Source organism: Enterobacter cloacae complex sp. BZL2005, from assembly GCF_049238885.1.
In the GTDB taxonomy this organism is placed as follows: domain Bacteria; phylum Pseudomonadota; class Gammaproteobacteria; order Enterobacterales; family Enterobacteriaceae; genus Enterobacter; species Enterobacter roggenkampii.
The window spans coordinates 115,082-136,986 of the sequence record NZ_JBMKGI010000010.1 but is presented as its reverse complement, the minus strand read 5'-3'; the positions used below and the strand labels follow the sequence as shown (position 1 = coordinate 136,986).

The window sequence follows — 21,905 nt, the reverse complement described above, 5'->3', positions numbered from 1 at the left end:
ATGCGAGTAATCATGTTTGACAGGCAGTCACTCTTTATTCACGGAGCGATACACAGTCTTCAGAGGTTGATTCCGGAAATAAATATAACTGGGACCTGTCAGGCAGAAGATTTATGGACTCAGATTTCTGCTTCACCGTCGGCTATCGTCATGATTGATGGGAATTTAATTCAGGACGAAGGGAGCACTTTGCTGGAAGCGATCCTGCATCGCTTTCCGGCGATACGTGTGATTCTGATTTTGGCGAAAAAAGAGGCCAAATGTGCTGAGCAGCTGCGGCAGCGAAACGTCATGGCCATTGTTCCCCGAAACGCCAATTCCGAACGGTTTTCCGCCGTACTGGATTCGGTATCCAGAGGGATGGTCTGTTTTCCCGGAGAGTGGGTCAGAGAGCCGACGTCGCCTCAGGCATTATTATCCTTGAGCGAGCGCCAGCGCGAAGTCTTGAAATTGCTGGCGGCGGGGGAGTCGAATAAAGAGATTGGCCGCAATCTGAACATCAGTGCGGCCACGGTAAAAGCGCACCTCGAGGCGCTTTTCCGGCGGCTGGACGTGAAAAACAGAACGCAGGCAGCCATGTATTATACCCGGGCGACGGCCTGAAAAAGCGCGTTTGGGAGCGACGTTATCTCTCCGAAACTGAATATCATCATCACCAGCGCATCATGCTGCTGTTGGGTTAATGGACGTGTCATATTTTCCCGCAGCAGCGCTTCACACAACCGGATATCTTCGCGCAACAAAGTCTCAGCCTCCAGAGGTGTGACAGGGCCGTGAAAATGCTCCTGATCGCGGATAACGTGGCCATAGCCGATAACCCATAATCCTTTTTCGTCACGATATTTTTCCAGAGAAAGACCCTGATGTTTCTTTATTAACGCGATGGCGGCAGAAGATATTTTCAGCGCATGCTCTTTCATATTCATTTCCTCTTAATGGCGACACTGTAGAGGAAATGAGGTACGAGAAATATCCGCCAAATGGCTATTGATCAGGGATTGTTATTCAGATATTCCTGCCGCAATAAACCAAATAACCAGTCATTATGCCAACGTCCCGCAAGGTAATAGCTCTCGCGTAATTCGCCCTCCAGGCAAAAGCGGGCTTTTTCCAGCAGACGTCGTGAGGCGACATTCCCGGCGGTGACGGTGGCGGTAAGTCGACGTATACCGCCCTGATGAAAAGCGTAATCGCAAAGCGCTTTCAGGGATTCAAAGCCGTAACCTTTCCCCTGCGCCTCGGGAGCGAAAAGAAAACCGACCTCAGCGCAATCCTCCTCCCGATGAATATACCCGGTGACGCCCAACGGAGCCCTGGAAGCGGCGTCACGCACGACGAGGCACAGCCAGTGCGCGCTCCCTGGCGTCCAGGGCGTCAGGCGCGAATCAAACGCCTCGCGGATCGCCGCGACGGGGCGGTCTTCCGCCACAAAGCGCATGACGTCGGGATGCTGCTGTAGCGCCAGAAAAAAGGGCCAGTCTTCTTCTTGTAAAGGCGAGCAGTTCAGGCGAGGGGTAATTAAAACCGGCATTCAGATTCTCCTGAAACATTTTAAATGATTTTAGGGTTGTCACTTTATTTCAACAGAAAGTCAGGTATGGTTAACCGCGTATAAATAAAAAGAAAAAAGGCCGTTACGTGCCAATCCGGATGTCTTCGTTGTCGCTTAAGGAAAACAATGACTCTCAGCACATCACATCATATTCGCGAACAGTTCGAACACTGTCTGGCGGTCATTCGCCATGCGTCGGTGGAAATTTTGCTTCTTCTGAATGTACATGCTTCTGAGGGCAAAGATCCACGCTGGTTTCTGGAACAACTGGACAGCGCGCGATTAGCCCTGGGCGGCTGGGGAGCCGTAGCGAAAAAACTCAACCTGAATGATGCCGAGATGTCGGAATTTACGCTCCAGCTGCGCCTGCTGCAGCAGCGCGTGCCGCAGTATGAAAGCGGACAGGATGTGAGTGAAAACCAGCTGATTGCGGCGATGCGCTTTGTCACCGCGCTGGAGCACCTTCGCCTGCAGCAGCCGCTGTTGACCTACAGCACGGAGCTGGCTCCGGGCAGCGAACTCCAGCAGCAGCAGGCGCATAAGCAGGTGCGGGCGATAGAGCTCATGATAAAAGGGCTCATCCAGCAGGCCTGGCCCGATCAGGTAAGGCTGAATAACCATCTCAAGACTTTGTTTAACGCCGACCGCGTACGGCGCTGGCTGAAGTTGGGCGAGATCAACGATGTCCTGAGCGGCATGATGTTCAGCGAACTGGCGCAAATGCTGGTGGATAAAAAAGAGTTCAGCCGCTATTACGCTTCGCTGTTCAGCGACCCGTCCATGCTGACGCTGCTGGTTGAACCGCGTAAAACGCTGCAAACCTTCCTCGATGACATTCGGCAAATCCGTAACAACATCACCGTCCAGAAAACGTTAAGCTCGGCGCAAATCCAGCTGCTGGATAACTACTACGCGCAGATCGCGCGGCCCGTTCAACGCGCGTTTGAAGAGGGGAGAACGCGCGTCAATCCGGCGGGATTCATGGCGGTAGATGCCAGCGAACTGCATACCTTCTGGGAAAAGGCGCAGAAAATGGATCGGGTCACCGGTGGGGATCTGTTTGAAGTCCGTGACACCATTGAAAAGCCGACCCAGCGCGCGCCGCGCACCCCCGAACAACGCGAGCAGCTCATTTCCGGTGCGTTATGGGGAGCAGTTGGCGTCATGGTGATTGCCATCGTGGCGGGAGGCTTCTGGCTGGTGACCAGCAGTAAACCGCAGCCTGCGGCCGTCAGCGCGGCTGAAGCGGCGCCGCCACAGGAAATGCGTGAGACGCCTTCCTCGCGCGAAACGCTCACGCGCATGGGAGTGACCTGGGACGAGAATAATTTCCGCTCGGCCATTAACCGCAACGACACCCGCGTGACCCAGCTCTTTTTGCAGGGCGGTATGGACTGGAAGCTGTCCTGGACCGAAGAGGCGATGTCGGCAGGCTATGACGACGTGCTGGAGCTGATGCTACGCTACCGGCAAAACATGGTGGAAGAGAAGCCGTGTCGGCGCTTCATCAACACGCTCAGCCACGCGATGTCGAACGGCGAGTCTCTGACCTCGGTACGTAAAGAGTACCTCAAAGCTTTCTGCACCGTGCCAGCGGTGGTGAAACGCCAGCAGCACGATCTCGACATGGCCACACGCCGTGCGAAGTCACAGCCGGATGCCACCACCAAAAAATGGCAGTCTATTCAGAGCACCATTTATGAGGTGATTCGCTGATTTCTCCTCCCTCTCCCCGTGGGAGAGGGCAGGGGTGAGGGCACCAGACCGCACCCTATTCAAGGCTCCCCATACAACCCAATCAGCCGCCGCACCACGCCGTTCGTCCAGCCGAAACCATCCTGCAGCGGATACTCACCCCCGCCCCCTTCGCGCGGCGTGCTGCTGGCGATGTGGTACTTCTCAATCAGCTTATGATGCGTCTGATAAAAATGGTTCACCGTATGCAGCCAGCTCCAGGCGATTTCATCCCCCAGCGAGTCGTTGCCGTACTGCTTGAACCCCTGGATCGCCATCCACTGCAGCGGCGCCCAGCCGTTGGGTTTATCCCACTGCTCGCCGGTTTCGTACTCGGTCGCCAGAATCCCGCCCGGCGTCAGCAGTCGCGCTTTGACCGCATCCGACAGGCGCTCGGCCTGCTCATGGGTCGCCATGCCGACATACAGCGGCACAATGCTGGCGGCAGAAAACAGCGCCAGCTCTTCGCGTCGCCAGTCGTAATCGCGGTAACAGCCACTCTCCTCGTCCCACAGATAGCGGTTCACTGCCTCGCGGCGATCGCTGGCTTTCTGGCGGAACAGGTCTGCCGTCTCTTTATCCCCTTTCGACGCCGAGATGTTGGCGATTGCGCTTTCCAGCTTGTACAGGAAGGCGTTCAGATCGATGGGGATAAACTGCGTCGTGCGGATGCTGGCGAGCCGCGACGGATCGCGCAGCCAGCGGGAGGAATAGTCCCAGCCGGACGCCGCCCCGGCGCGCAGGTCGCGATACACCTCGTTTGGCGGACGGCCCGAATGGCGGGCAGTTTCCACGTCCTCAATCCACGATTCATCGCGCGGGGTATCACGGTCATCCCAGTAGCGGTTGAGCAACGAGCCGTCCGGCATACGCACGGCGCTGCGGTAGGCCTGGTTAAGCAGGAGCGACTCCGCGCCGTCCATCCAGAAGGCGTACTCCATTTTGAGGTGTTCCAGATAGCGTTTCGCACCGCGCACGCCGTCCTCCTCAAACAATTCCACCATCAGCGCAAAGACCGGCGGCTGGGAGCGGCTGAGATAATAGGTACGGTTGCCGTTGGGAATATGCCCGTAGCGTTCAATCAGCCAGGCGAAGTTATCCGCCATACATTTCAGCAGATCGTTACGACCGCTCTCCGCCAGCCCCAGCATGGAGAAATAGGAATCCCAGTAGTAAGTCTCGCTGAATCGTCCGCCGGGAACGATATAGGCTTGGGGCAGCGCCAGCAGGGAAGACCAGGGAATATGATCCTGCGGCTCGCGCGTCAGCACTGGCCACAGGCTGTCAATGTGCTCTTTGAGGGACAGACCGGGGTCGGAAACATATTCCGTACTGTAGGTCTCCGGCAGCCAGAAGTGGTTTTCCACAAACTGGCGCAGGTCGAAATCCCGGTGGCGTCTGACTTTGCGGTAGCGGATCAGGATATCCAGCGGATCCATCTTCGGCGCGCAGTCGGGAAAGGTTTTGCTGTCCGTGAACAGGCGCGAGGACTGCACGTGCTCAAACAGTTCAAGATAGCGGTCTGCGGGCGTCAGTGCATCGGAGGCGGGTAGCCCCTCGATCATCTCGGGTTCCGGCTCCGCCTCAATCATTTCATCCAGTTTCAACTCGCAGGGATCGGTCTCGTAGCGCAGCTCTTCTGCAATCTCGAATTCGATGTTCTCGGTAGCCTGTAGTTTCTGGTTGAACATGGTGATAGGGACCTCCGGTTGTGTGTTCAAAAGACAGGTTTATCCGGGCGTCTTATAAGCGTAGACATTCGCTTCGGTAGATGTGGAGGGATATGTGCGGTAGATCACTCTTTTCGGAGCATTCGTTTTGCAACGATTTATGAATGTGAATAAAAAAAGCCCCTCCGGAGAGGGGCTTATGCATTAACGCATGGTGACAAACTCTTCGGCGGCCGTTGGGTGGATCGCCACGGTATTGTCGAAATCTTTCTTGGTCGCGCCCATCTTCAGCGCTACCGCAAAGCCCTGCAGGATCTCATCCATGCCGAAGCCAATGCCGTGGATACCGACAATCTTCTCGTCCGGGCCGACGCAGACCAGCTTCATGCGGCACGGCTGACGGTGGGAGGTAACGGCGGTATACATCGCGGTAAACGCGGATTTATACACTTTCACCTGGTCGTCGCCATACTGCTCGCGCGCCTGCGGCTCGGTTAAGCCGACGGTGCCGATTGGTGGGTGGCTAAAGACCACGGTCGGGATGTTGCTGTAGTCCAGATGCTCGTCCGGCTTGTTGTTAAACAGGCGCTCGGAAAGACGACGACCCGCCGCAACGGCAACCGGGGTAAGCTCAACGGCACCGGTATTGTCGCCGACCGCATAAATGCCCGGTACGCTGGTGTTCTGGAATTTATCGACGACGATATAGCCTTTTTCGTCGGTTTTCACGCCGGTCACGCCCAGGTTGAAGTTATCGTTCGCCGGTTCACGGCCAATGGCCCAGATCAGGCAATCGACGGTCTGGCTGCGGCCATCTTCCAGCTCCAGGGTCAGGCTGCCGTCTGCATTTTTCACGACCGCTTTTGGCACGGCGTTGGTGTGCAGGGTTGGGCCTTCGGTGTTCATCACTTCAACCAGCGTATCAACGATCAGCGGATCGAAGCTGCGCAGCGGCGCGTGTTTACGCACGAACAGGTGCGCTTCGGCACCCAGACCGTTAATCACGCCAGCCAGCTCCACCGCGATGTAACCCGCGCCCACCACGGCAACGCGCTTAGGCAGGGCAGGCAGTTCGAAGAAACCGTCAGAGTCGATGCCGTATTCCACGCCCGGGATGTTCGGGTGGCTAGGACGGCCGCCGGTGGCGATCAGGATGTGATCGGCGGTGATCGTCTCACCGTTTACTTCGATCGTTTTCGCGTCCACAAAGCGGGCGAAACCGTGGATAACGTCGACGTTATTTTTACCCAGCACGTTGTCGTACGAGGTGTGAATACGGTCGATGTAGGCGGTACGGCTGGCGATCAGTTTGTCCCAGTCGAAGTGGTTGATGGTGGTGTCAAAGCCGTAGTCCGGGCCATACATATGGATAGCTTCACGGATTTGCGCCGCATGCCACATCACCTTTTTCGGTACACAACCCACGTTCACGCAGGTGCCGCCCAGCGCTTTGGCTTCAATCAGCGCACACTTCTGGCCGTACATGGCCGCGCGGTTGATGGAGGCGATGCCGCCGCTGCCACCGCCGATGGCGATGTAGTCATAATGCTTAGTCATAGCTTTTGTCCTTAATCGTGAATTGCCGCGATTGTATACCTGAAATCAATAGTTTCCACCGATGGCTGCGATTACTCCGGCACGATCCAACTGACGGAGGTATGACCCGTACCGGCTGGCACCAGCGTTTTGTGCAGCCACGGCAGCACGTTGTTCATCTGCGCTTCGAGCTTCCACGGCGGGTTAATGACGATCATGCCCGAGGCGGTCATGCCGCGCTGGTCGCTGTCCGGACGCACGGCCAGCTCGATCTGCAGGATTTTGCGGATGCCGGTGGCTTCCAGGTCTTTGATCATGCGCTTGATTTGCGCGCGCAGCACCACCGGATACCACAGGGCGTATGTCCCGGTGGCGAAGCGTTTGTAGCCTTCGTGAATACCCGTCACCACCGCCTGATAGTCGGTTTTGATTTCGTACGGCGGGTCGATCAGTATCAGGCCGCGACGGGAAACTGGCGGCAGCTTGGCTTTCAGCTGCTGATAGCCGTCGGCTTTTTCCACGCGGGCGCGGCTGTCTTTCTGGAATTCAGAACGCAGCAGCGGGAAGTCGCTCGGATGCAGCTCGGTCAGCTGGATGCTGTCCTGCTCGCGCAGCAGCTGGCGGGCAATCAGCGGGGATCCCGGGTAGTAACGCAGCTGGCCGTTGCGGTTGAAGTGGTTCACCACGCCGATGTACGGCTCCAGCTCGGCAGGCAGGTCGTCCTGCTGCCAGATGCGGGCGATCCCTTCCAGATATTCACCGGTACGCTCGGCATGCTCGCCGCTCAGCTGATAACGGCCCGCGCCCGCGTGCGTGTCCAGATAGAGAAACGGCTTCTCTTTCTCTTTGAGCGATTCGATGATCAGGCTCTGAACGGTGTGTTTAAGGACGTCGGCGTGATTGCCTGCGTGGAAGCTGTGGCGATAACTGAGCATGGGTAATGATATTCCGCTGAATTGACGATTTGCCACAGTTTACAGCAGAACGGCGCAGATTACCCGCAGGCCCGGTAAGCGCAGCGCCACCGGGCTCTTTTCCGCCACGTCTGGCATTGAAATCCTCTACACTTAACCCCATTCTAGATCGCATATGCACAGCGCCGGATGCGCGCTTCATTCACCTCTTTCAACAGGACAGCGTTTATGACCAATCCATTACTGACGCCTTTTTCGTTGCCACCGTTTTCTAAAATCCTCCCCGAGCATGTGGTTCCAGCGGTTACGCAATCGCTGGACAACTGCCGCGCGGCGGTAGAAAGCGTGGTCGCGCAGGGCGGGCCGTACACCTGGGAAAATCTGTGTCAGCCGCTGGCCGAAGTGGACGACGTGCTGGGGCGTATCTTCTCCCCGGTGAGCCACCTGAACTCGGTAAAAAACAGCCCGGAACTGCGTGAAGCCTACGAGCAAACCCTGCCGCTGCTCTCTGAGTACAGCACCTGGGTCGGCCAGCACGAAGGGCTCTACAAAGCCTACCGCGACCTGCGCGACGGAGATCACTACGCCGAGCTGAACACCGCCCAGAAAAAATCGGTCGATAACGCCCTGCGTGATTTTGAGCTGTCCGGGATTGGCCTGCCAAAAGAGAAGCAGACCCGCTACGGTGAAATCGCCGCGCGCCTGTCCGAGCTGGGCAACCAGTACAGCAACAATGTGCTCGACGCCACCATGGGCTGGACGAAGCTGATTACCGACGAAGCAGAGCTGGCGGGTATGCCGGAAAGCGCCCTGGCGGCAGCAAAAGCGCAGGCCGAAGCGAAAGAGCAGGACGGCTACCTGTTAACCCTGGATATCCCAAGCTATCTGCCAGTGATGACCTACTGCGAAAACCAGGCGCTTCGCGAAGAGATGTACCGCGCGTATAGCACCCGCGCCTCCGATCAGGGGCCGAATGCCGGTAAGTGGGACAACAGCCCGGTCATGGCGGAAATCCTCGCCCTGCGCCACGAGCTGGCGCAGCTGCTGGGCTTTGAAAACTACGCCGACAAATCTCTCGCCACCAAAATGGCGGAAAACCCGCAGCAGGTGCTCGACTTCCTGACCGATCTGGCGAAACGCGCCCGTCCGCAGGGTGAAAAAGAGCTGGCCCAGCTGCGCGCCTTCGCGAAAGCGGAGTTCGGCGTGGACGAGCTGCAGCCGTGGGACATTGCTTACTACAGCGAAAAACAGAAGCAGCACCTCTACAGCATCAGCGACGAGCAGCTGCGCCCGTACTTCCCGGAAAACAAAGCCGTTAACGGCCTGTTTGAAGTGGTGAAGCGCATCTATGGCATCACCGCCAAAGAGCGTACCGATATCGACGTCTGGCATCCGGACGTGCGCTTCTTCGAGCTGTATGACGAGAAAAACGAACTGCGCGGCAGCTTCTACCTCGATCTCTACGCGCGTGAGAACAAGCGCGGCGGGGCGTGGATGGACGACTGCGTGGGCCAGATGCGTAAAGCAGACGGTTCCCTGCAGAAGCCGGTCGCCTACCTGACCTGTAACTTCAACCGTCCGGTGAACGGCAAACCTGCGCTGTTCACCCACGATGAAGTGATCACCCTGTTCCACGAGTTCGGTCACGGCCTGCACCACATGCTGACCCGCATCGAAACCGCAGGCGTGGCAGGCATCAGCGGTGTGCCGTGGGATGCGGTCGAGCTGCCGAGCCAGTTTATGGAAAACTGGTGCTGGGAGCCGGACGCGCTGGCGTTTATCTCCGGCCACTACGAGACCGGTGAACCGCTGCCGAAAGAACTGCTGGATAAAATGCTGGCGGCGAAGAACTACCAGGCGGCGATGTTTATCCTGCGCCAGCTGGAGTTCGGCCTGTTCGACTTCCGCCTGCACGCCGAGTTCAGCCCGGAGCAGGGGGCGAAAATCCTTGAAACCCTGGCGGAGATTAAAAAGCAGGTCGCGGTGATCCCTGGGCCAACCTGGGGTCGTTTCCCGCACGCGTTCAGCCACATCTTCGCAGGCGGCTATGCGGCGGGGTACTACAGCTACCTGTGGGCCGACGTGCTGGCGGCGGATGCCTTCTCTCGTTTCGAAGAAGAGGGGATTTTCAACCGCGAAACCGGCCAGTCGTTCCTCGACAACATCCTGACCCGCGGCGGTTCCGAAGAGCCAATGGTGCTGTTCAAACGCTTCCGTGGGCGCGAGCCGCAGCTGGACGCGATGCTTGAGCATTACGGGATCAAAGGTTGATTGTTACGTGAAGATCTGCTTAGTGGATGAAACAGGCGCCGGAGACGGCGCCTTATCTGTCCTGGCCGCCCGCTGGGGGCTGGAGCACGATGAAGATAACCTGATGGCGCTGGTGATGACACCAGAACATCTCGAATTACGTAAGCGCGATGAACCGAAGCTCGGCGGGATTTTTGTCGATTTTGTCGGCGGAGCCATGGCGCACCGGCGCAAGTTCGGCGGCGGTCGCGGCGAAGCGGTGGCGAAAGCGGTTGGGATTAAAGGAAGCTATCTGCCGGACGTGGTGGATGCCACGGCGGGGCTGGGGCGCGATGCGTTTGTGCTGGCGTCTGTCGGCTGTCATGTGCGGATGCTGGAGCGTAATCCGGTGGTGGCCGCGTTGCTGGACGATGGTCTGACGCGTGGCTACGCGGACCCGGAAATCGGGCCGTGGTTGCAGGAACGATTGCAGCTGATTCATGCCTCGAGCCTGACGGCGCTGACCGATATCACCCCGCGCCCGCAGGTCGTCTATCTCGACCCGATGTTCCCGCACAAGCAGAAAAGCGCGCTGGTAAAGAAAGAGATGCGGGTGTTTCAGTCTCTGGTGGGGCCTGATCTGGATGCGGATGGCCTGCTGGAACCGGCTCGTCAGCTGGCGACGAAGCGGGTGGTGGTGAAGCGCCCTGACTATGCGCCGCCTCTGGCGGACGTTGCCACGACCAACGCGGTGACCACCAAAGGGCACCGGTTTGATATTTATTCGGGGACACCGGAATAAAAAAAGCCGGGTGGCGGCTTCGCCTTACCGGGCCTACATTTCGTGCCGCCTGTAGGCCCGGTAAGCGTTAGCGCCACCGGGCTTTTTTGCACTTACTCGTCTTCTTCGTCACGCAGCGGAACAATCAGCATATCCACGTGAACGGTATTAATCAGCTGGCGAGCGGAAGACATCAGCTTGCTCCAGAAGTCCTGATGGTGACCGCACACCACCAGATCCATGTCGTATTTCTTGATCGCATCAACCAATACCTGGCCCAGGTCGCCGCTGCCGCTCAGGGTTTCGGTAATCGGGTAGCCCGCGTTGGTGGACAGTTCGCTCAGGGCGTGGTGCGTCTCTTCGGAGATACGCTTCTGCATATCGCCCAGATTGACGTCGATCAGACCGGTGTAAAGGTCGGAGTAATTCACATCAACGTGAATCAGCGAAACTTTCGCGTTGTAGGGACGTGCCATGGATACCGCTTTATCAACCAGCACTTTGCTCTCGGGGGAGAGGTCTACCGCGATGAGAATGTGTTTGTAAGCCATAGTGTTACTCCTTCCTTAAGTTATCGATGACTAAATGGGAAAGCCGTCGTCTGATGCTTTCATTACGGCCCAGTTAAACATATTTTTCAAGCTTTGGTGTTGATAACGATTAACCTTGTGGCAAAAAAATTAACGGATCTCCTACACTATTAAATGAGCCGTTCGGATATTAAAACGCGAACCGGATCGACTTTTGGTCATTCTTTCACTGAACTGTCTGTCAGGGCATTGGGGTGCGGTAGCTCAGAAGCCTTGCTTCGTGGGCGGACGCCGGGGAGGATGTATGATTAGCACCGTCGCATTGTTTTGGGCGTTATGCGTAGTTTGCATAGTGAATATGGCGCGCTACTTCTCATCGTTACGTGCGCTGTTAGTGGTACTTCGTGGTTGCGATCCGTTGCTTTATCAGTATGTGGACGGTGGAGGGTTCTTCACCTCGCATGGACAGCCCAGCAAACAGATGCGTCTGGTGGGATATATCTACTATCAGCGCTACCGCGATCATCACGATGAAGAATTTATCCGTCGCTGCGAGCGCCTGCGTCGTCAGTTCATTTTGACCAGCGCCCTATGCGGGCTGGTCGTCGTCAGCATGATTGCATTGATGATTTGGCACTGAGCATAAAAAAAGCGGGTCAGTTTCCTGACCCGCTTTTTTGTCGCCTTTAACCGATTAAATCAGCTTCAGCGAAATCCAGTACAGCCCGCCAGACAGCAGGATGGACGCCGGAAGGGTGAACACCCAGGCCATCAGAATGTTGGTTACGGTTTTGCGCTGAAGGCCGCCACCGTCAACAATCATGGTACCTGCCACGGACGAGGAGAGTACGTGGGTGGTGGATACCGGCATACCGGTGTAGCTCGCCAGACCGATAGACACTGCTGCCGTCATCTGCGCGGACATACCCTGCGCATAGGTCATGCCTTTCTTACCGATCTTCTCGCCGATGGTGGTCGCCACGCGGCGCCAGCCAATCATCGTACCGATACCGAGTGCCAGCGCGACCGCCATGATGATCCAGATTGGCGCGTACTCGATGGTGTTGAGCATATCGCCTTTCAGTTTCTTCAGGAGACGCTGGTCGTCAGCATTCACGTCTGGCAGCTTCGCCACTTTATCCGTCACATCAGAGATGCACAGCATAATGCGACGCAGCTGACCACGCTGCTCAACGGTCAGTTTGTCATAACTTTCGATATTGCCCAGCATGCCTTTGGCACGTTCCAGCGCGTTAATCGCGTTTGCCGGATGGCAGTGGAATTCGCCAGGCGCGGTGGTTGCACCGGCTTCCGGAGACGGGATTAACTGGTCAACGCCGGTCGCTTTTTTCAGCAGCTCAGGGTGCTGCTGGAAATAAGTTTCAACGTTGTTGACCGCATCGCGGGTACGGGTGATTTCGTAGCCGGAGGCGTTCATGTTAACCACGAAGCCTGCCGGAGCAACGCCGATCAGTACCAGCATCACCAGACCAATGCCTTTCTGACCATCGTTCGCGCCGTGTGAGAAAGCCACGCCGATTGCGGAAATGATCAGGGCGATACGCGTCCAGAATGGCGGCTTTTTCTTGCCGTCTTTCTTTTCACGCTCTGCCGGCGTCAGGTGTATACGGGAGCGTTTTTTGGTATTGCTCCAGTAACGACGCAGGATGAAGATCAGCCCGCCCGCCACCACCAGACCCACGATAGGGGAGACGATGAGAGAGGCAAAGATCCCCAGTACTTTCGGGATATTTAACGCATCAACAACCGATGTACCGGTCATGAGGGCGTTGGTTAACCCGATACCGATAATCGCGCCGATGAGGGTGTGAGAACTGGATGCAGGCAGGCCGAAATACCAGGTACCGAGGTTCCAGATAATTGCAGCAAGCAGCATTGAGAACACCATAGCGAGGCCATGGCCAGAACTTACGTTAAGCAGCAGATCTGTTGGCAGCATATGCACAATCGCATACGCAACGCTCAGTCCGCCCAGGAGGACACCAAAAAAGTTAAATACCGCCGCCATAACAACCGCAAGCTGCGATCGCATTGCGCGAGTGTAGATAACCGTCGCTACTGCGTTTGCAGTGTCGTGGAAGCCGTTGATCGCTTCGTAAAACAGTACAAAAACCAGAGCAAGCAAGAGTAAAAGCCCGGTATGTAAATCCAGGCCGGCAAACAAATGTAGCATAGGACGTTACGCCATTTTGAGGACATGAACGCGGCGCATTATCCAGGACAAATGCGCAACGGGCAAAGTGAAATATAGACTTTTTTTGACATACCACCTGAATTGAGAAAAGTGCCTGAAAGGATATTCTTTAAATTTCAATGGAATGGCTTTGTAATATCTTTTTACGCTGGTGTGACCACAGAGGAAACTTTACAATCCGCGGCAGTTAACAAAGAGGGTTTTGACGTGGAAAGGTTTGATGCCGTGGTAATTGGCGCCGGTGCGGCGGGTATGTTTTGTGCGGCAATGGCCGGACAGGCGGGTCGTCGCGTGCTGCTGCTGGATAACGGTAAAAAGCCAGGCCGCAAGATCCTGATGTCCGGCGGCGGGCGCTGCAACTTTACTAACCTGTATGTTGAACCCGCGGCCTATTTGAGCCAAAACCGTCATTTTTGTAAATCTGCGCTGGCGCGTTACACCCAGTGGGACTTTATCGACCTGGTGGGTAAGCACGGTATCGCATGGCATGAGAAGACGCTGGGCCAGCTGTTCTGCGACGACTCCGCGCAGCAGATTGTCGATATGCTGGTGGCCGAGTGCGAGAAGGGCGGCGTGGTCATGCGCCTGCGCACCGAGGTGCTGGACGTTTCCCGCGATGACCAGGGCTACACGCTGCAGCTCAACGGTGAAACCGTCAGCGCCGATAAACTGGTGATTGCCAGCGGCGGCCTGTCTATGCCGGGGCTGGGCGCTTCCCCGTTCGGCTATAAAATCGCCGAGCAGTTTGGCCTGAAAGTCCTGCCTACGCGCGCCGGGCTGGTGCCGTTCACGCTGCATAAACCGCTTCTGGAACAGCTTCAGACGCTGTCTGGCGTGTCCGTTCCCGCCGTTATCACCGCCGAAGACGGCACGGTGTTTCGCGAAAACCTGCTCTTTACCCATCGCGGCCTCTCCGGCCCGGCGGTCCTGCAAATCTCCAGCTACTGGCAGCCGGGGGAGTTTGTCACGGTTAACCTGCTCTCCGATTGCGATCTGGATGCCTTCCTTAACGAACAGCGTACCGCGCACCCGAATCAGAGCCTGAAAAACACCCTGGCAATGCAGCTGCCGAAGCGTCTGGTGGAATGTTTGCAGGTGCTGGGGCAGATCCCCGACGTGTCGCTCAAGCAGCTTAACAGCCGCGAGCAGGAAACGCTGGTCGAGACGCTAACAAACTGGCGCGTGCAGCCAAACGGCACGGAAGGCTACCGCACGGCGGAAGTCACGCTGGGCGGAGTCGACACGAATGAACTCTCTTCCCGTACCATGGAAGCGCGCAACGTGCCGGGGCTCTACTTCATCGGTGAAGTGATGGACGTCACCGGCTGGCTCGGCGGGTACAACTTCCAGTGGGCCTGGGCAAGTGCCTGGGCGTGTGCTCAGGCGCTGGCAGAAGACAAGTGACATCAGCGCGCTGCCACTCGTCACGCTTGGCTTTACGAGCTGACGGTGGTGGCATCCGTCACGGCCAGAATATTGCCTGCGGCCACGGTCCCCATCTTGATGTATGACGCGTCGGTAACGCCGCCGATATGCGGTGAAATCACCACGTTTTCTACGGACTGCCAGAGGTGCGGCGCCGTCAGCGGCTCCTGGGTAAAGCTGTCCAGCGCTGCGCTGTGCAGCGTGCCATCCCTGAGCGCCGCCAGTAACGATTCACTGTGGATCAGTCCACCGCGTGCCGTATTGACCAGAATGGCGTTCCGCTTGCAGTGTGCGAGCGCCTCGCTATTGATCATTCCCCGATTCTCATCGGTTAGCGGACAGTGCAAAGAGATGACATCGGAACGGGAAAGAAGTCCGGTCAGCGTCTCTGCACGTTCGCACAGGGCAGGCATCGATTTAGCATAGGGATCGTAAGCCAGCACCTTCATGCCGAAGGCATGACCAATAGTTGCCACGCGCGAGCCGATAGCGCCCAATCCGATTAGCCCCAGGGTTAATCCCTCCAGCTCAATGGATTTATGCGTCGCCTTATCCCAGTGCCCGTCTCGTAACCGCTTGTCCAGAGGCACCACGGACTTTGCGCAGGCGAGGATCAGCGCCCAGGTATGTTCAGCCACTGCCGCCGCGTTTGCGCCTGGGGCCGCGCGGACGGCGATATTGCGCTCGGCCGCTGCCGTCTGGTCTATCACATCGATCCCGCTTCCGTGCTTGGAAATAACCTGCAGAGCCGGGGCGGCATCCATGACTTTCGCGGTGATCCGGCCGTAACGAACCAGAATCGCCACGGGATTGTGTCGTTTACACAGCGCGATCAGGTCATCTTCTGTCGGCTGGCGGCCCGCAAACACCACCTCAAAGCCCTGCAGCATCACCATGGCCTGCTCCGCCAGGTCGCTTCCGGTAACCAGAATTACGTCTTTGCCCCCCATCACAGCGTCTCCCCGTCAGCTAACATTCCTGCCTTACGAAGCGCGTCATCAAGCCAGTGTGGACGCAAATCGCCTTCACGGATGGCGGCAAGACGCCGGGTCTCCATCTCCAGCTTTTCTTTTGCCAGCGCGATAACCTGCTGAACCTCATCGCGCGGGATGACGACCACGCCGTCGATATCCGCGACAACCAGATCCCCTGCCTGAACCGTCGCCCCGGCGACTGAAATGGGATGATTCACCCGGCCAGAAATTAACTTTGTCGGGCCGCAGGGGTTCAGACCGGCAGAAAAGACAGGGTAGTGGCCTTTGCTCAGGGAATCGGCGTCACGTACAGCACCGTCAATAATGATGCCCGCAATGCCGCTCGCCTGAGCCTGAGTGGCCATGATTTCGCCCAGCAGCGCGCAGCTCAGGTCGCCTTTGCCATCGACGATCAGGACATCGCCGGGTTGCGCAACCGCCATCGCGGCATGAATCGCCAGATTATCACCCGGACGGACTTCCACGGTGATGGCCGGACCCGCAACGGACATGTGAGGAGCCAGCGGTTTGATGCGGCCGTGAAGCGTACCGCGGCGACCGGCGACGTCGGCCAGAATGGCGGCCTGATACTCGGCAGCCCGACGAACGTCCTCGGCAGAAACGCGTTCGAACTGGCGATTAATCGGTTTTTTTTCAGAAACGGACATGAATGCCTCCATGTTGTTTTACTGAGTACAATGCAGGTGTACAGAACAAAACAACTATAGCGGTGTTGCTTTCCTTTTAGCCAGACCCGAGGTGGCGTTTGTGATGTAAACACGAAGTGACTCACAAAATTTGAGGTACACTCACTGCCGGGCTAACAAGGAGATAATGATGGGGAATGAAGGCGTTGTAGCGGTTGAAAAAGCGCTGGCTTTACTGGATTGCTTCCGTCCTGGAGAGGAGAGCCTGACGCTGACCGCGCTGGCACAGCTGTCGGGTTATCACAAAACCACGGTTTACCGCTTGATGAATTCTCTTGAACGGATGAATTACGTCGTCAGGCATGAAGACGGCAATTATGCGCTTGGCCCACGTCTGCTTTACCTCGGCAAGCTGTATGAACAATCTTTCCATCTTTCGCGGGTGGTTCAGCCAGAGCTTCAGGCCTTATCCCTGGCGTCTCAGGAGAGCGCCAGCTGGTATGTGCTGGAGGGCGGGCAGCGCCTTTGCCTGTTTCGCGCGGAAGCGTCGCACGGCCTGCGACACAGCAATCTTCCCGGCAGCCAGTTCCCGCTCGATAATTCGGCCATCAGTAAGGTCTTGCGCCACTGGGGGCTCAATGAGAGCCTGCCGGAGGGAGACGCTGAACTCCCTTTCTACACGTCAGGCGCACGCGATCCCCACACCGCGGCGTTTGCGATGCCTGTCTTCGGCGTTCACGACAAGCTGGTTGCGGCGTTAGCCCTGACCGGCCCCATCTCACGGCTGACGGAAGATCGTCGTGAGAAGGAGATAGGCCCGTTGATGAAGGCGGCGGCCAGCCGTCTGTCGCAGAAAATGGGAGCCAGTAAGCCCTTCTGTCAGCAGTTCTTTGGTGAAACGAGCGACGCGGCGGAAGAAAATCTTTAAACGCAGAAGCGGGACATGTGTCCCGCTTCTGTCATCACGAATGTGTGACCTGTTTTTCGTGTAGCTGAGCGTTGCGTGCCTGCCGTCCCATAATGAGTACCGCGATACCCCCGGCCAGGCACAGCACGGCCAGCGGAAGCATAGCCAGCGTGTAGCTGCCCGTTCGCTCGCTGATCATGCCGTAGGCATTTACCATGACCGCCCCGCCAATCAGGTTCGCGATGGCGCCAATCGCGGCCAGCCCTGCCGCCGCCGAGGAGCTGCTCATCCAGCCGGACGCCAGCGCCCAGAAAGGCCCTTTCATCGAATACGCGCCCGTCAGGATAATGCTCAGGATCGCGAGAGTGGCAAAGAGCGAGACGCTGACAAAGGCAGCGAACACGCCGGCGGCAATCATGAACAGCGTCAGCGCAGTATGCCAGCGGCGTTCATTGGTGCGATCGGAGTGTCGTCCCCAGACAATCATCAGAACCGATGCCAGACCGTAAGGAATGGCGTTAAACAGACCGGTTTGCAGATTATCAAGATGGAAGGATTTCAGCAGCTGAGGAGACCAGACGCTAATAGTGGTGCCCGCGGACGATGCGCCCGCGTAAATCAGCGCCATCAGCCAGATTTGACGATGCTTCAGCAGCTGCCACGTCGTCTGGTGTCCAATGTTCTTTTGCTGGCTACGTTCGGTCTCAAGGGTGGTTTCCAGCCACTTTTTCTGTTCATCACCGAGCCATTTCGCCTGATGAGGGCGATCCCGGAGAATAAACCAGGCCGCAATACCCAGCAGTACCGCAGGTAAGCCTTCAATAATGAACAGCAGATGCCAGCCGCGAAGACCCAGCCAACCATCCAGCGACAGTATCACCCCGGAAAGCGGGGAGCCGATGAAGTTAGCGAGCGGGATGGCGACCATAAAGGACGCAATAATGCGCGCGCGGTAGCGGGCAGGGATCCACCAGGTCAGATACAGCACGACGCCGGGGAAGAAGCCTGCTTCCGCTGCCCCGAGAAGAAAACGGACGATATAGAGCGACGTGGTGTTTTGAACCAGCGCCATGCCCATGGAGACGATGCCCCAGCTGATCATAATGCGCGGGATCCACAGCCGGGCGCCGACTTTCTGCATGGCCAGGTTGCTCGGCACCTCAAACAGGAAATAGGCCACGAAGTAAAGGCTGCTGGCGAAGCCAAACGCCGCTTTGCTGAGGCCAAGGTCCTCATTCATCTGCAGCGAAGCCATGCCGATATTCCCGCGATCGATAATCGAGACCAGGTAACTGACAATCAGAAACGGGAGAATACGCCAGATCACCTTCCGCATCGTCTCTCTTTCTATGTCCTCGGTGGCGGTCGCGCCGTTACGTAAATGTTCTGTCATTGTATCCTCGCAGGGTGTGTTCTTTGTTTTATTAGGTACAACTTAGTTTTATTAAACAAAACCACTATAGCGACGGCGCGTTCTTTTTATCCAGTTAATGGAAGGTTTAAATGATGTAAATAAGAGGTGACTCACAGATAGTGCGCTGCGGATATCGCTCAAGGCTACTGACCAGCCGCAAGCAGGACGTGCCGGCAGAGAAATAATCACGTAACGCAATTATTGCACCAACTTTTCCTCTCCCTTCGACTAAGCTTCGACCAGATGCCCCGCCGCGCTCGCGGGGCCATACTCCTTTTGGTCAGAGCACGTACCATGCAGCTACTCAGCATTATTATTTTGCTTACCCTAACCGTGGTCATTCATTCGCTGTGGATGTTTGGTGTTTTAAAATTCATCACGTTAGACGTCGATTCTGCGGTACGCATTGTTTTACGCAATGTCGGTATCGTGATCTCTATGATTTTCGCCCATCTCCTGGAGGCCGGGCTGTTTGCTGCCTTTTATTTTGTCATCGACGCGTTTAATGACTGGAACACCAGCTTCTACTTTTCGCTGGTCAGCTACGCGACGGTAGGGTACGGCGACGTCACGTTACCCCAGCACTGGCGGCTCATCGGCGGGGTGGAAGGACTGGTGGGCGCATTGATGGTAGGCTGGTCTGTGGCGGTTCTGGTCGCAGTGCTGCAGCGTTTGCGTGGCATGAGCGCCTAAACGGTAGATGTGCAATCCCCATCTGGTAAGGTAAAGTACACCCCTTACGCGGCCGTCGCGCTGCGGTTTTGAGGGTGGATGTGATAAACAGCCCACCCTTTTTCTCTGCTGGTTTACGCCAGCCTGCATGGTGCTGTGCTTTGCCTCTATAAAAGGGTTTTGTATGTCTGCTGCTCATCTCGGTTTCCCGACGGAAACCGTTGTTGTCTTTGTAGTGATGGCCGTTGGGGCGATGTTTATCGACCTCTTTATGCACCGTCACGATAAACCGATCTCGCTGAAAAGCGCCGCAATGTGGTCCCTCTTCTGGGTCATGATGGCGATGGCCTTCGCCGGGTTCCTGTACGTTCACCACGGCGCCGAGATGGCGAGCCTGTTCCTCACCGGTTATGCGCTGGAGGAGGTGCTCTCCGTCGATAACCTGTTTGTGATGATGGCGATCTTCGCCTGGTTCGGCGTGCCGGATAAGTACCGTCACCGCGTACTCTACTGGGGCGTGCTGGGGGCGATTGTCTTCCGCGGTATTTTCGTGGCTATCGGCACCAGCCTGTTAAGTCTGGGGCCCTACGTCGAAGTGATTTTCGCGCTGGTCGTCGGCTGGACGGCGGTAATGATGCTCCGACGCAATGAAGAGAGTGACGAAGTGGAAGATTACTCGGGTCATCTCGCCTATCGCCTGGTGAAACGCTTCTATCCGGTCTGGCCGAAAATCAGCAGCAACGCCTTTATTCTGACGCAGAAAGAGGTGGATGCGGAGCTTGAAAAGCCGGAAAACCAGGACGTGATGGTTGGGCGCGTGAAGAAGGCGAAGCGCTATGCGACCCCGCTGCTGCTCTGCGTGGCGGTGGTGGAACTCTCAGACGTGATGTTCGCGTTTGACTCCGTGCCGGCCATTATCGCCGTCAGCCGTGAGCCGCTGATTATCTACAGCGCCATGATGTTCGCTATTCTCGGCCTGCGTACCCTTTACTTCGTGCTGGAAGCGCTGAAGCAGTATCTGGTGCATCTCGAGAAAGCGGTGGTGCTGCTGCTGTTCTTCGTGGCGTTCAAGCTGGGGTTAAATGCCACCGATCACTTCTGGCATCACGGTTACAGCATTGGCGCGACGGCCAGCCTGTTTGTGGTATTGGGCGTGCTGGCGCTGGGAATTATTGCGAGCGTGATGTTCCCGGGTAAACGAGAAGCCTGATGTACCGCCCGGTGGCGCTTTCGAATGTAGGCCGGGTAAGGCGCAGCCGCCACCCGGCAAAAAGGCTATTTGATGGGTGAATTGCGGCGCTTGCGCGGCGGGTGGAAGTGCCGCCAGTGCGGATCCTGCGCCGCCGCCAGCAGCTCGTGGTCGCCGCGGGTGTCCCCCCAGGCGCGCAGGTGATAGGCGTTCAGATCGCCATACACTTTTTCCAGCCTGGCCACCTTCTGGGCGCAGCGGCAGTTATGGCCCGTGATGCGCCCCGTCAGCTTGCCGTTTTTCACTTCCAGCTGCGTGCCAATCAGCTTAATGCCCAGTTTGTCAGCCCACGGCTGAAGCACCAGCGCCGGAGACGCGGAACAGATGGTCACCTCCGCACCGGAATTCACCTCTGCCGCCACGGCCAGAACCCCTTCGGGGCGCATCAGCTTGCTCCAGTATTTTTCGCAAAACGCTTCCGCCTGCTGGCGCAACCAGTGTTCATCCACGCCCGTCAGGAACGTTTTGATCAGCACTTCCTTTAGCTCATCGCGCGTCAGCTTGCGACGCACGCAGTGAAGCGTAGGCAGCGCCATACGCACCAGACGGCCCGCGAAGTAGCGTTTCCCGAAGGCAAAGCGCAGGAAAGGAATAAAGCTGTCGTGGTGTGTTAACGTCCCATCAAAGTCAAAGACAGAGAGCACGCTGGATTTCGCCACCGTCTCGTCGGCAATCATATTGGTCATAAATACGTCTTAGCTGAAATACACATTCTGTGGATCAGTTTACCTGCTTTACCAGGACAGTCCTTACATCACCACCATTTTTTTCTCGATCTTGCGATCTTAAAGTGAGTCCATTTTTGGCCTCGATAAGAATTGGTGAAAAAATGATCTGTCTATATTATCGCCACATAGCACGATATTCAGGGGAACCCTTTGGCCCCACAGGTAAGGAAAAACTCACTCACTACTGCTTTCTTGATATGACTCTTAGATCGTTTATTTCAATCCTGACGTTAAGTTTTGCTTCGTTTTCTGCATTCAGTTTTCAACTCCCCGCGTCGATGCTATCGATGAACAGTGACCTGGCCGTCTCGCCAGCGAAATCTGCACTGATGCAACAGGATACGGGCCCGCTGCGCGCGCGCATCCTTGATCAATACCAAAAGTGGAAGGGGACCCAGTATCAGTGGGGCGGAACCACGCGCCGCGGGGTGGATTGCTCCGCGCTCATGCAGCACCTGTTCAGCGATGTGGCGCATCTTAACTTACCGCGCACGACCGGCGAGCAGATCCACCGCGGGGTGCAGGTGACGCAATACCGCCTGAGGCCCGGAGATCTGGTGTTCTTCCAGACGGGTCCGAACCGCAGGCATGTCGGCGTGTATATTGGCAATAGCCAGTTTATTCATGCCTCAAGCAGCCAGGGCGTCACGGTCTCAACCCTGACGGATGCTTACTGGCAGGCGCACTACATTACTGCCCGTCGGGTTGCAGGCAGTGCGGCCTGACAG

General features: G+C 56.9%; 21 protein-coding genes. 10 read left to right on the top strand and 11 right to left on the bottom strand.

Translation table 11 applies throughout. The annotated features are described in order from the left end of the window. Positions 1-603, top strand: coding sequence for a response regulator transcription factor (locus tag ACOTXI_RS17065; protein ID WP_008503125.1), 603 nt, complete (start codon positions 1-3; stop codon positions 601-603). Here ACOTXI_RS17065 and ACOTXI_RS17060 read toward each other — a convergent pair. Together ACOTXI_RS17060 and ACOTXI_RS17055 are read right to left on the bottom strand one after the other, a co-directional pair. Then, positions 582-920 (bottom strand): lysozyme, encoded by a 339-nt coding sequence (locus ACOTXI_RS17060; protein ID WP_008503124.1) that lies wholly within the window; start codon positions 918-920, stop codon positions 582-584. The two genes, ACOTXI_RS17065 and ACOTXI_RS17060, sit on opposite strands and share 22 nt — an antisense overlap. A gap of 71 nt (positions 921-991) precedes the next feature. Further along, positions 992-1,531: a GNAT family N-acetyltransferase gene (locus ACOTXI_RS17055; RefSeq protein ID WP_025910199.1), complete on the bottom strand. Its 540-nt coding sequence runs from the start codon at positions 1,529-1,531 to the stop codon at positions 992-994. A 147-nt stretch (positions 1,532-1,678) separates the two neighbouring features. Between ACOTXI_RS17055 and ACOTXI_RS17050 the strand changes: the two genes are divergently transcribed. Then, on the top strand, positions 1,679-3,268 hold the full coding sequence (locus tag ACOTXI_RS17050; protein ID WP_058654985.1) for an STY4199 family HEPN domain-containing protein: 1,590 nt from the start codon (positions 1,679-1,681) through the stop codon (positions 3,266-3,268). Between the two features lie 59 nt (positions 3,269-3,327). Here ACOTXI_RS17050 and ACOTXI_RS17045 read toward each other — a convergent pair whose 3' ends face one another. The 3 genes from ACOTXI_RS17045 to ACOTXI_RS17035 all read right to left on the bottom strand — a co-directional run bounded on the left by ACOTXI_RS17045 (position 3,328) and on the right by ACOTXI_RS17035 (position 7,427). Next, positions 3,328-4,977 carry an alpha,alpha-trehalase gene (locus ACOTXI_RS17045; RefSeq protein WP_008503121.1) on the bottom strand — a complete coding sequence of 550 codons (1,650 nt, stop codon included), beginning with the start codon at positions 4,975-4,977 and terminating at the stop codon, positions 3,328-3,330. Between the two features lie 183 nt (positions 4,978-5,160). Continuing rightward, positions 5,161-6,513, bottom strand: coding sequence for a glutathione-disulfide reductase (gene gorA, locus ACOTXI_RS17040; RefSeq protein ID WP_008503120.1), 1,353 nt, complete (start codon positions 6,511-6,513; stop codon positions 5,161-5,163). A 71-nt stretch (positions 6,514-6,584) separates the two neighbouring features. After that, complete coding sequence (locus tag ACOTXI_RS17035; RefSeq protein ID WP_021242151.1) at positions 6,585-7,427, bottom strand: 23S rRNA (adenine(2030)-N(6))-methyltransferase RlmJ; 843 nt, start codon at positions 7,425-7,427, stop codon at positions 6,585-6,587. A gap of 207 nt (positions 7,428-7,634) precedes the next feature. Between ACOTXI_RS17035 and prlC the strand changes: the two genes are divergently transcribed. Further along, a complete protein-coding gene (prlC, locus tag ACOTXI_RS17030) occupies positions 7,635-9,677 on the top strand; it encodes an oligopeptidase A (RefSeq protein WP_058654984.1) in 2,043 nt (680 codons plus the stop codon). A gap of 7 nt (positions 9,678-9,684) precedes the next feature. After that, positions 9,685-10,437 (top strand): 16S rRNA (guanine(1516)-N(2))-methyltransferase RsmJ, encoded by a 753-nt coding sequence (gene rsmJ / locus ACOTXI_RS17025; RefSeq protein WP_021242153.1) that lies wholly within the window; start codon positions 9,685-9,687, stop codon positions 10,435-10,437. A 92-nt stretch (positions 10,438-10,529) separates the two neighbouring features. On the opposite strand, the gene uspA is transcribed toward rsmJ, so the two are convergent. Next, positions 10,530-10,967: a universal stress protein UspA gene (gene uspA / locus ACOTXI_RS17020; protein WP_003861223.1), complete on the bottom strand. Its 438-nt coding sequence runs from the start codon at positions 10,965-10,967 to the stop codon at positions 10,530-10,532. 283 nt (positions 10,968-11,250) lie between these two features. On the opposite strand from uspA, the gene uspB reads away from it, so the two are divergent. Further along, positions 11,251-11,586: a universal stress protein UspB gene (uspB, locus tag ACOTXI_RS17015; RefSeq protein ID WP_003861224.1), complete on the top strand. Its 336-nt coding sequence runs from the start codon at positions 11,251-11,253 to the stop codon at positions 11,584-11,586. Between the two features lie 54 nt (positions 11,587-11,640). Here uspB and pitA read toward each other — a convergent pair whose 3' ends face one another. Further along, positions 11,641-13,140, bottom strand: a complete 1,500-nt coding sequence (gene pitA, locus ACOTXI_RS17010) for an inorganic phosphate transporter PitA (protein ID WP_008503116.1) — start codon at positions 13,138-13,140, stop codon at positions 11,641-11,643. 228 nt (positions 13,141-13,368) lie between these two features. Between pitA and ACOTXI_RS17005 the strand changes: the two genes are divergently transcribed. Next, positions 13,369-14,565: an NAD(P)/FAD-dependent oxidoreductase gene (locus ACOTXI_RS17005; RefSeq protein WP_058654993.1), complete on the top strand. Its 1,197-nt coding sequence runs from the start codon at positions 13,369-13,371 to the stop codon at positions 14,563-14,565. A 32-nt stretch (positions 14,566-14,597) separates the two neighbouring features. On the opposite strand, the gene ACOTXI_RS17000 is transcribed toward ACOTXI_RS17005, so the two are convergent. Further along, positions 14,598-15,536, bottom strand: coding sequence for an NAD(P)-dependent oxidoreductase (locus ACOTXI_RS17000; RefSeq protein ID WP_058654983.1), 939 nt, complete (start codon positions 15,534-15,536; stop codon positions 14,598-14,600). After that, a complete protein-coding gene (locus ACOTXI_RS16995; RefSeq protein WP_008503113.1) occupies positions 15,536-16,228 on the bottom strand; it encodes an RraA family protein in 693 nt (230 codons plus the stop codon). Before ACOTXI_RS16995 ends, ACOTXI_RS17000 begins: the two co-directional genes overlap by 1 nt. A 169-nt stretch (positions 16,229-16,397) precedes the next feature. Here ACOTXI_RS16995 and ACOTXI_RS16990 point away from each other — a divergent pair, with 169 nt between their 5' ends. Continuing rightward, on the top strand, positions 16,398-17,135 hold the full coding sequence (locus ACOTXI_RS16990; protein WP_039267175.1) for an IclR family transcriptional regulator: 738 nt from the start codon (positions 16,398-16,400) through the stop codon (positions 17,133-17,135). 34 nt (positions 17,136-17,169) lie between these two features. Here ACOTXI_RS16990 and ACOTXI_RS16985 read toward each other — a convergent pair whose 3' ends face one another. Further along, on the bottom strand, positions 17,170-18,507 hold the full coding sequence (locus tag ACOTXI_RS16985) for an MFS transporter (RefSeq protein ID WP_058654982.1): 1,338 nt from the start codon (positions 18,505-18,507) through the stop codon (positions 17,170-17,172). Positions 18,508-18,822: 315 nt separating this feature from the next. Here ACOTXI_RS16985 and ACOTXI_RS16980 point away from each other — a divergent pair, with 315 nt between their 5' ends. Then, positions 18,823-19,221: a potassium channel family protein gene (locus ACOTXI_RS16980; protein WP_008503110.1), complete on the top strand. Its 399-nt coding sequence runs from the start codon at positions 18,823-18,825 to the stop codon at positions 19,219-19,221. Between the two features lie 163 nt (positions 19,222-19,384). Further along, the gene (locus ACOTXI_RS16975; RefSeq protein WP_008503109.1) at positions 19,385-20,410 is read left to right on the top strand and encodes a TerC/Alx family metal homeostasis membrane protein; all 1,026 of its coding nucleotides are present in this window, start codon (positions 19,385-19,387) and stop codon (positions 20,408-20,410) included. A 65-nt stretch (positions 20,411-20,475) separates the two neighbouring features. Here ACOTXI_RS16975 and ACOTXI_RS16970 read toward each other — a convergent pair whose 3' ends face one another. Further along, positions 20,476-21,135 carry an HAD family hydrolase gene (locus tag ACOTXI_RS16970; protein WP_072205938.1) on the bottom strand — a complete coding sequence of 220 codons (660 nt, stop codon included), beginning with the start codon at positions 21,133-21,135 and terminating at the stop codon, positions 20,476-20,478. Between the two features lie 239 nt (positions 21,136-21,374). Here ACOTXI_RS16970 and ACOTXI_RS16965 point away from each other — a divergent pair, with 239 nt between their 5' ends. Next, positions 21,375-21,902, top strand: coding sequence for an NlpC/P60 family protein (locus ACOTXI_RS16965; RefSeq protein ID WP_031275168.1), 528 nt, complete (start codon positions 21,375-21,377; stop codon positions 21,900-21,902). Positions 21,903-21,905: the final 3 nt, after the last annotated feature.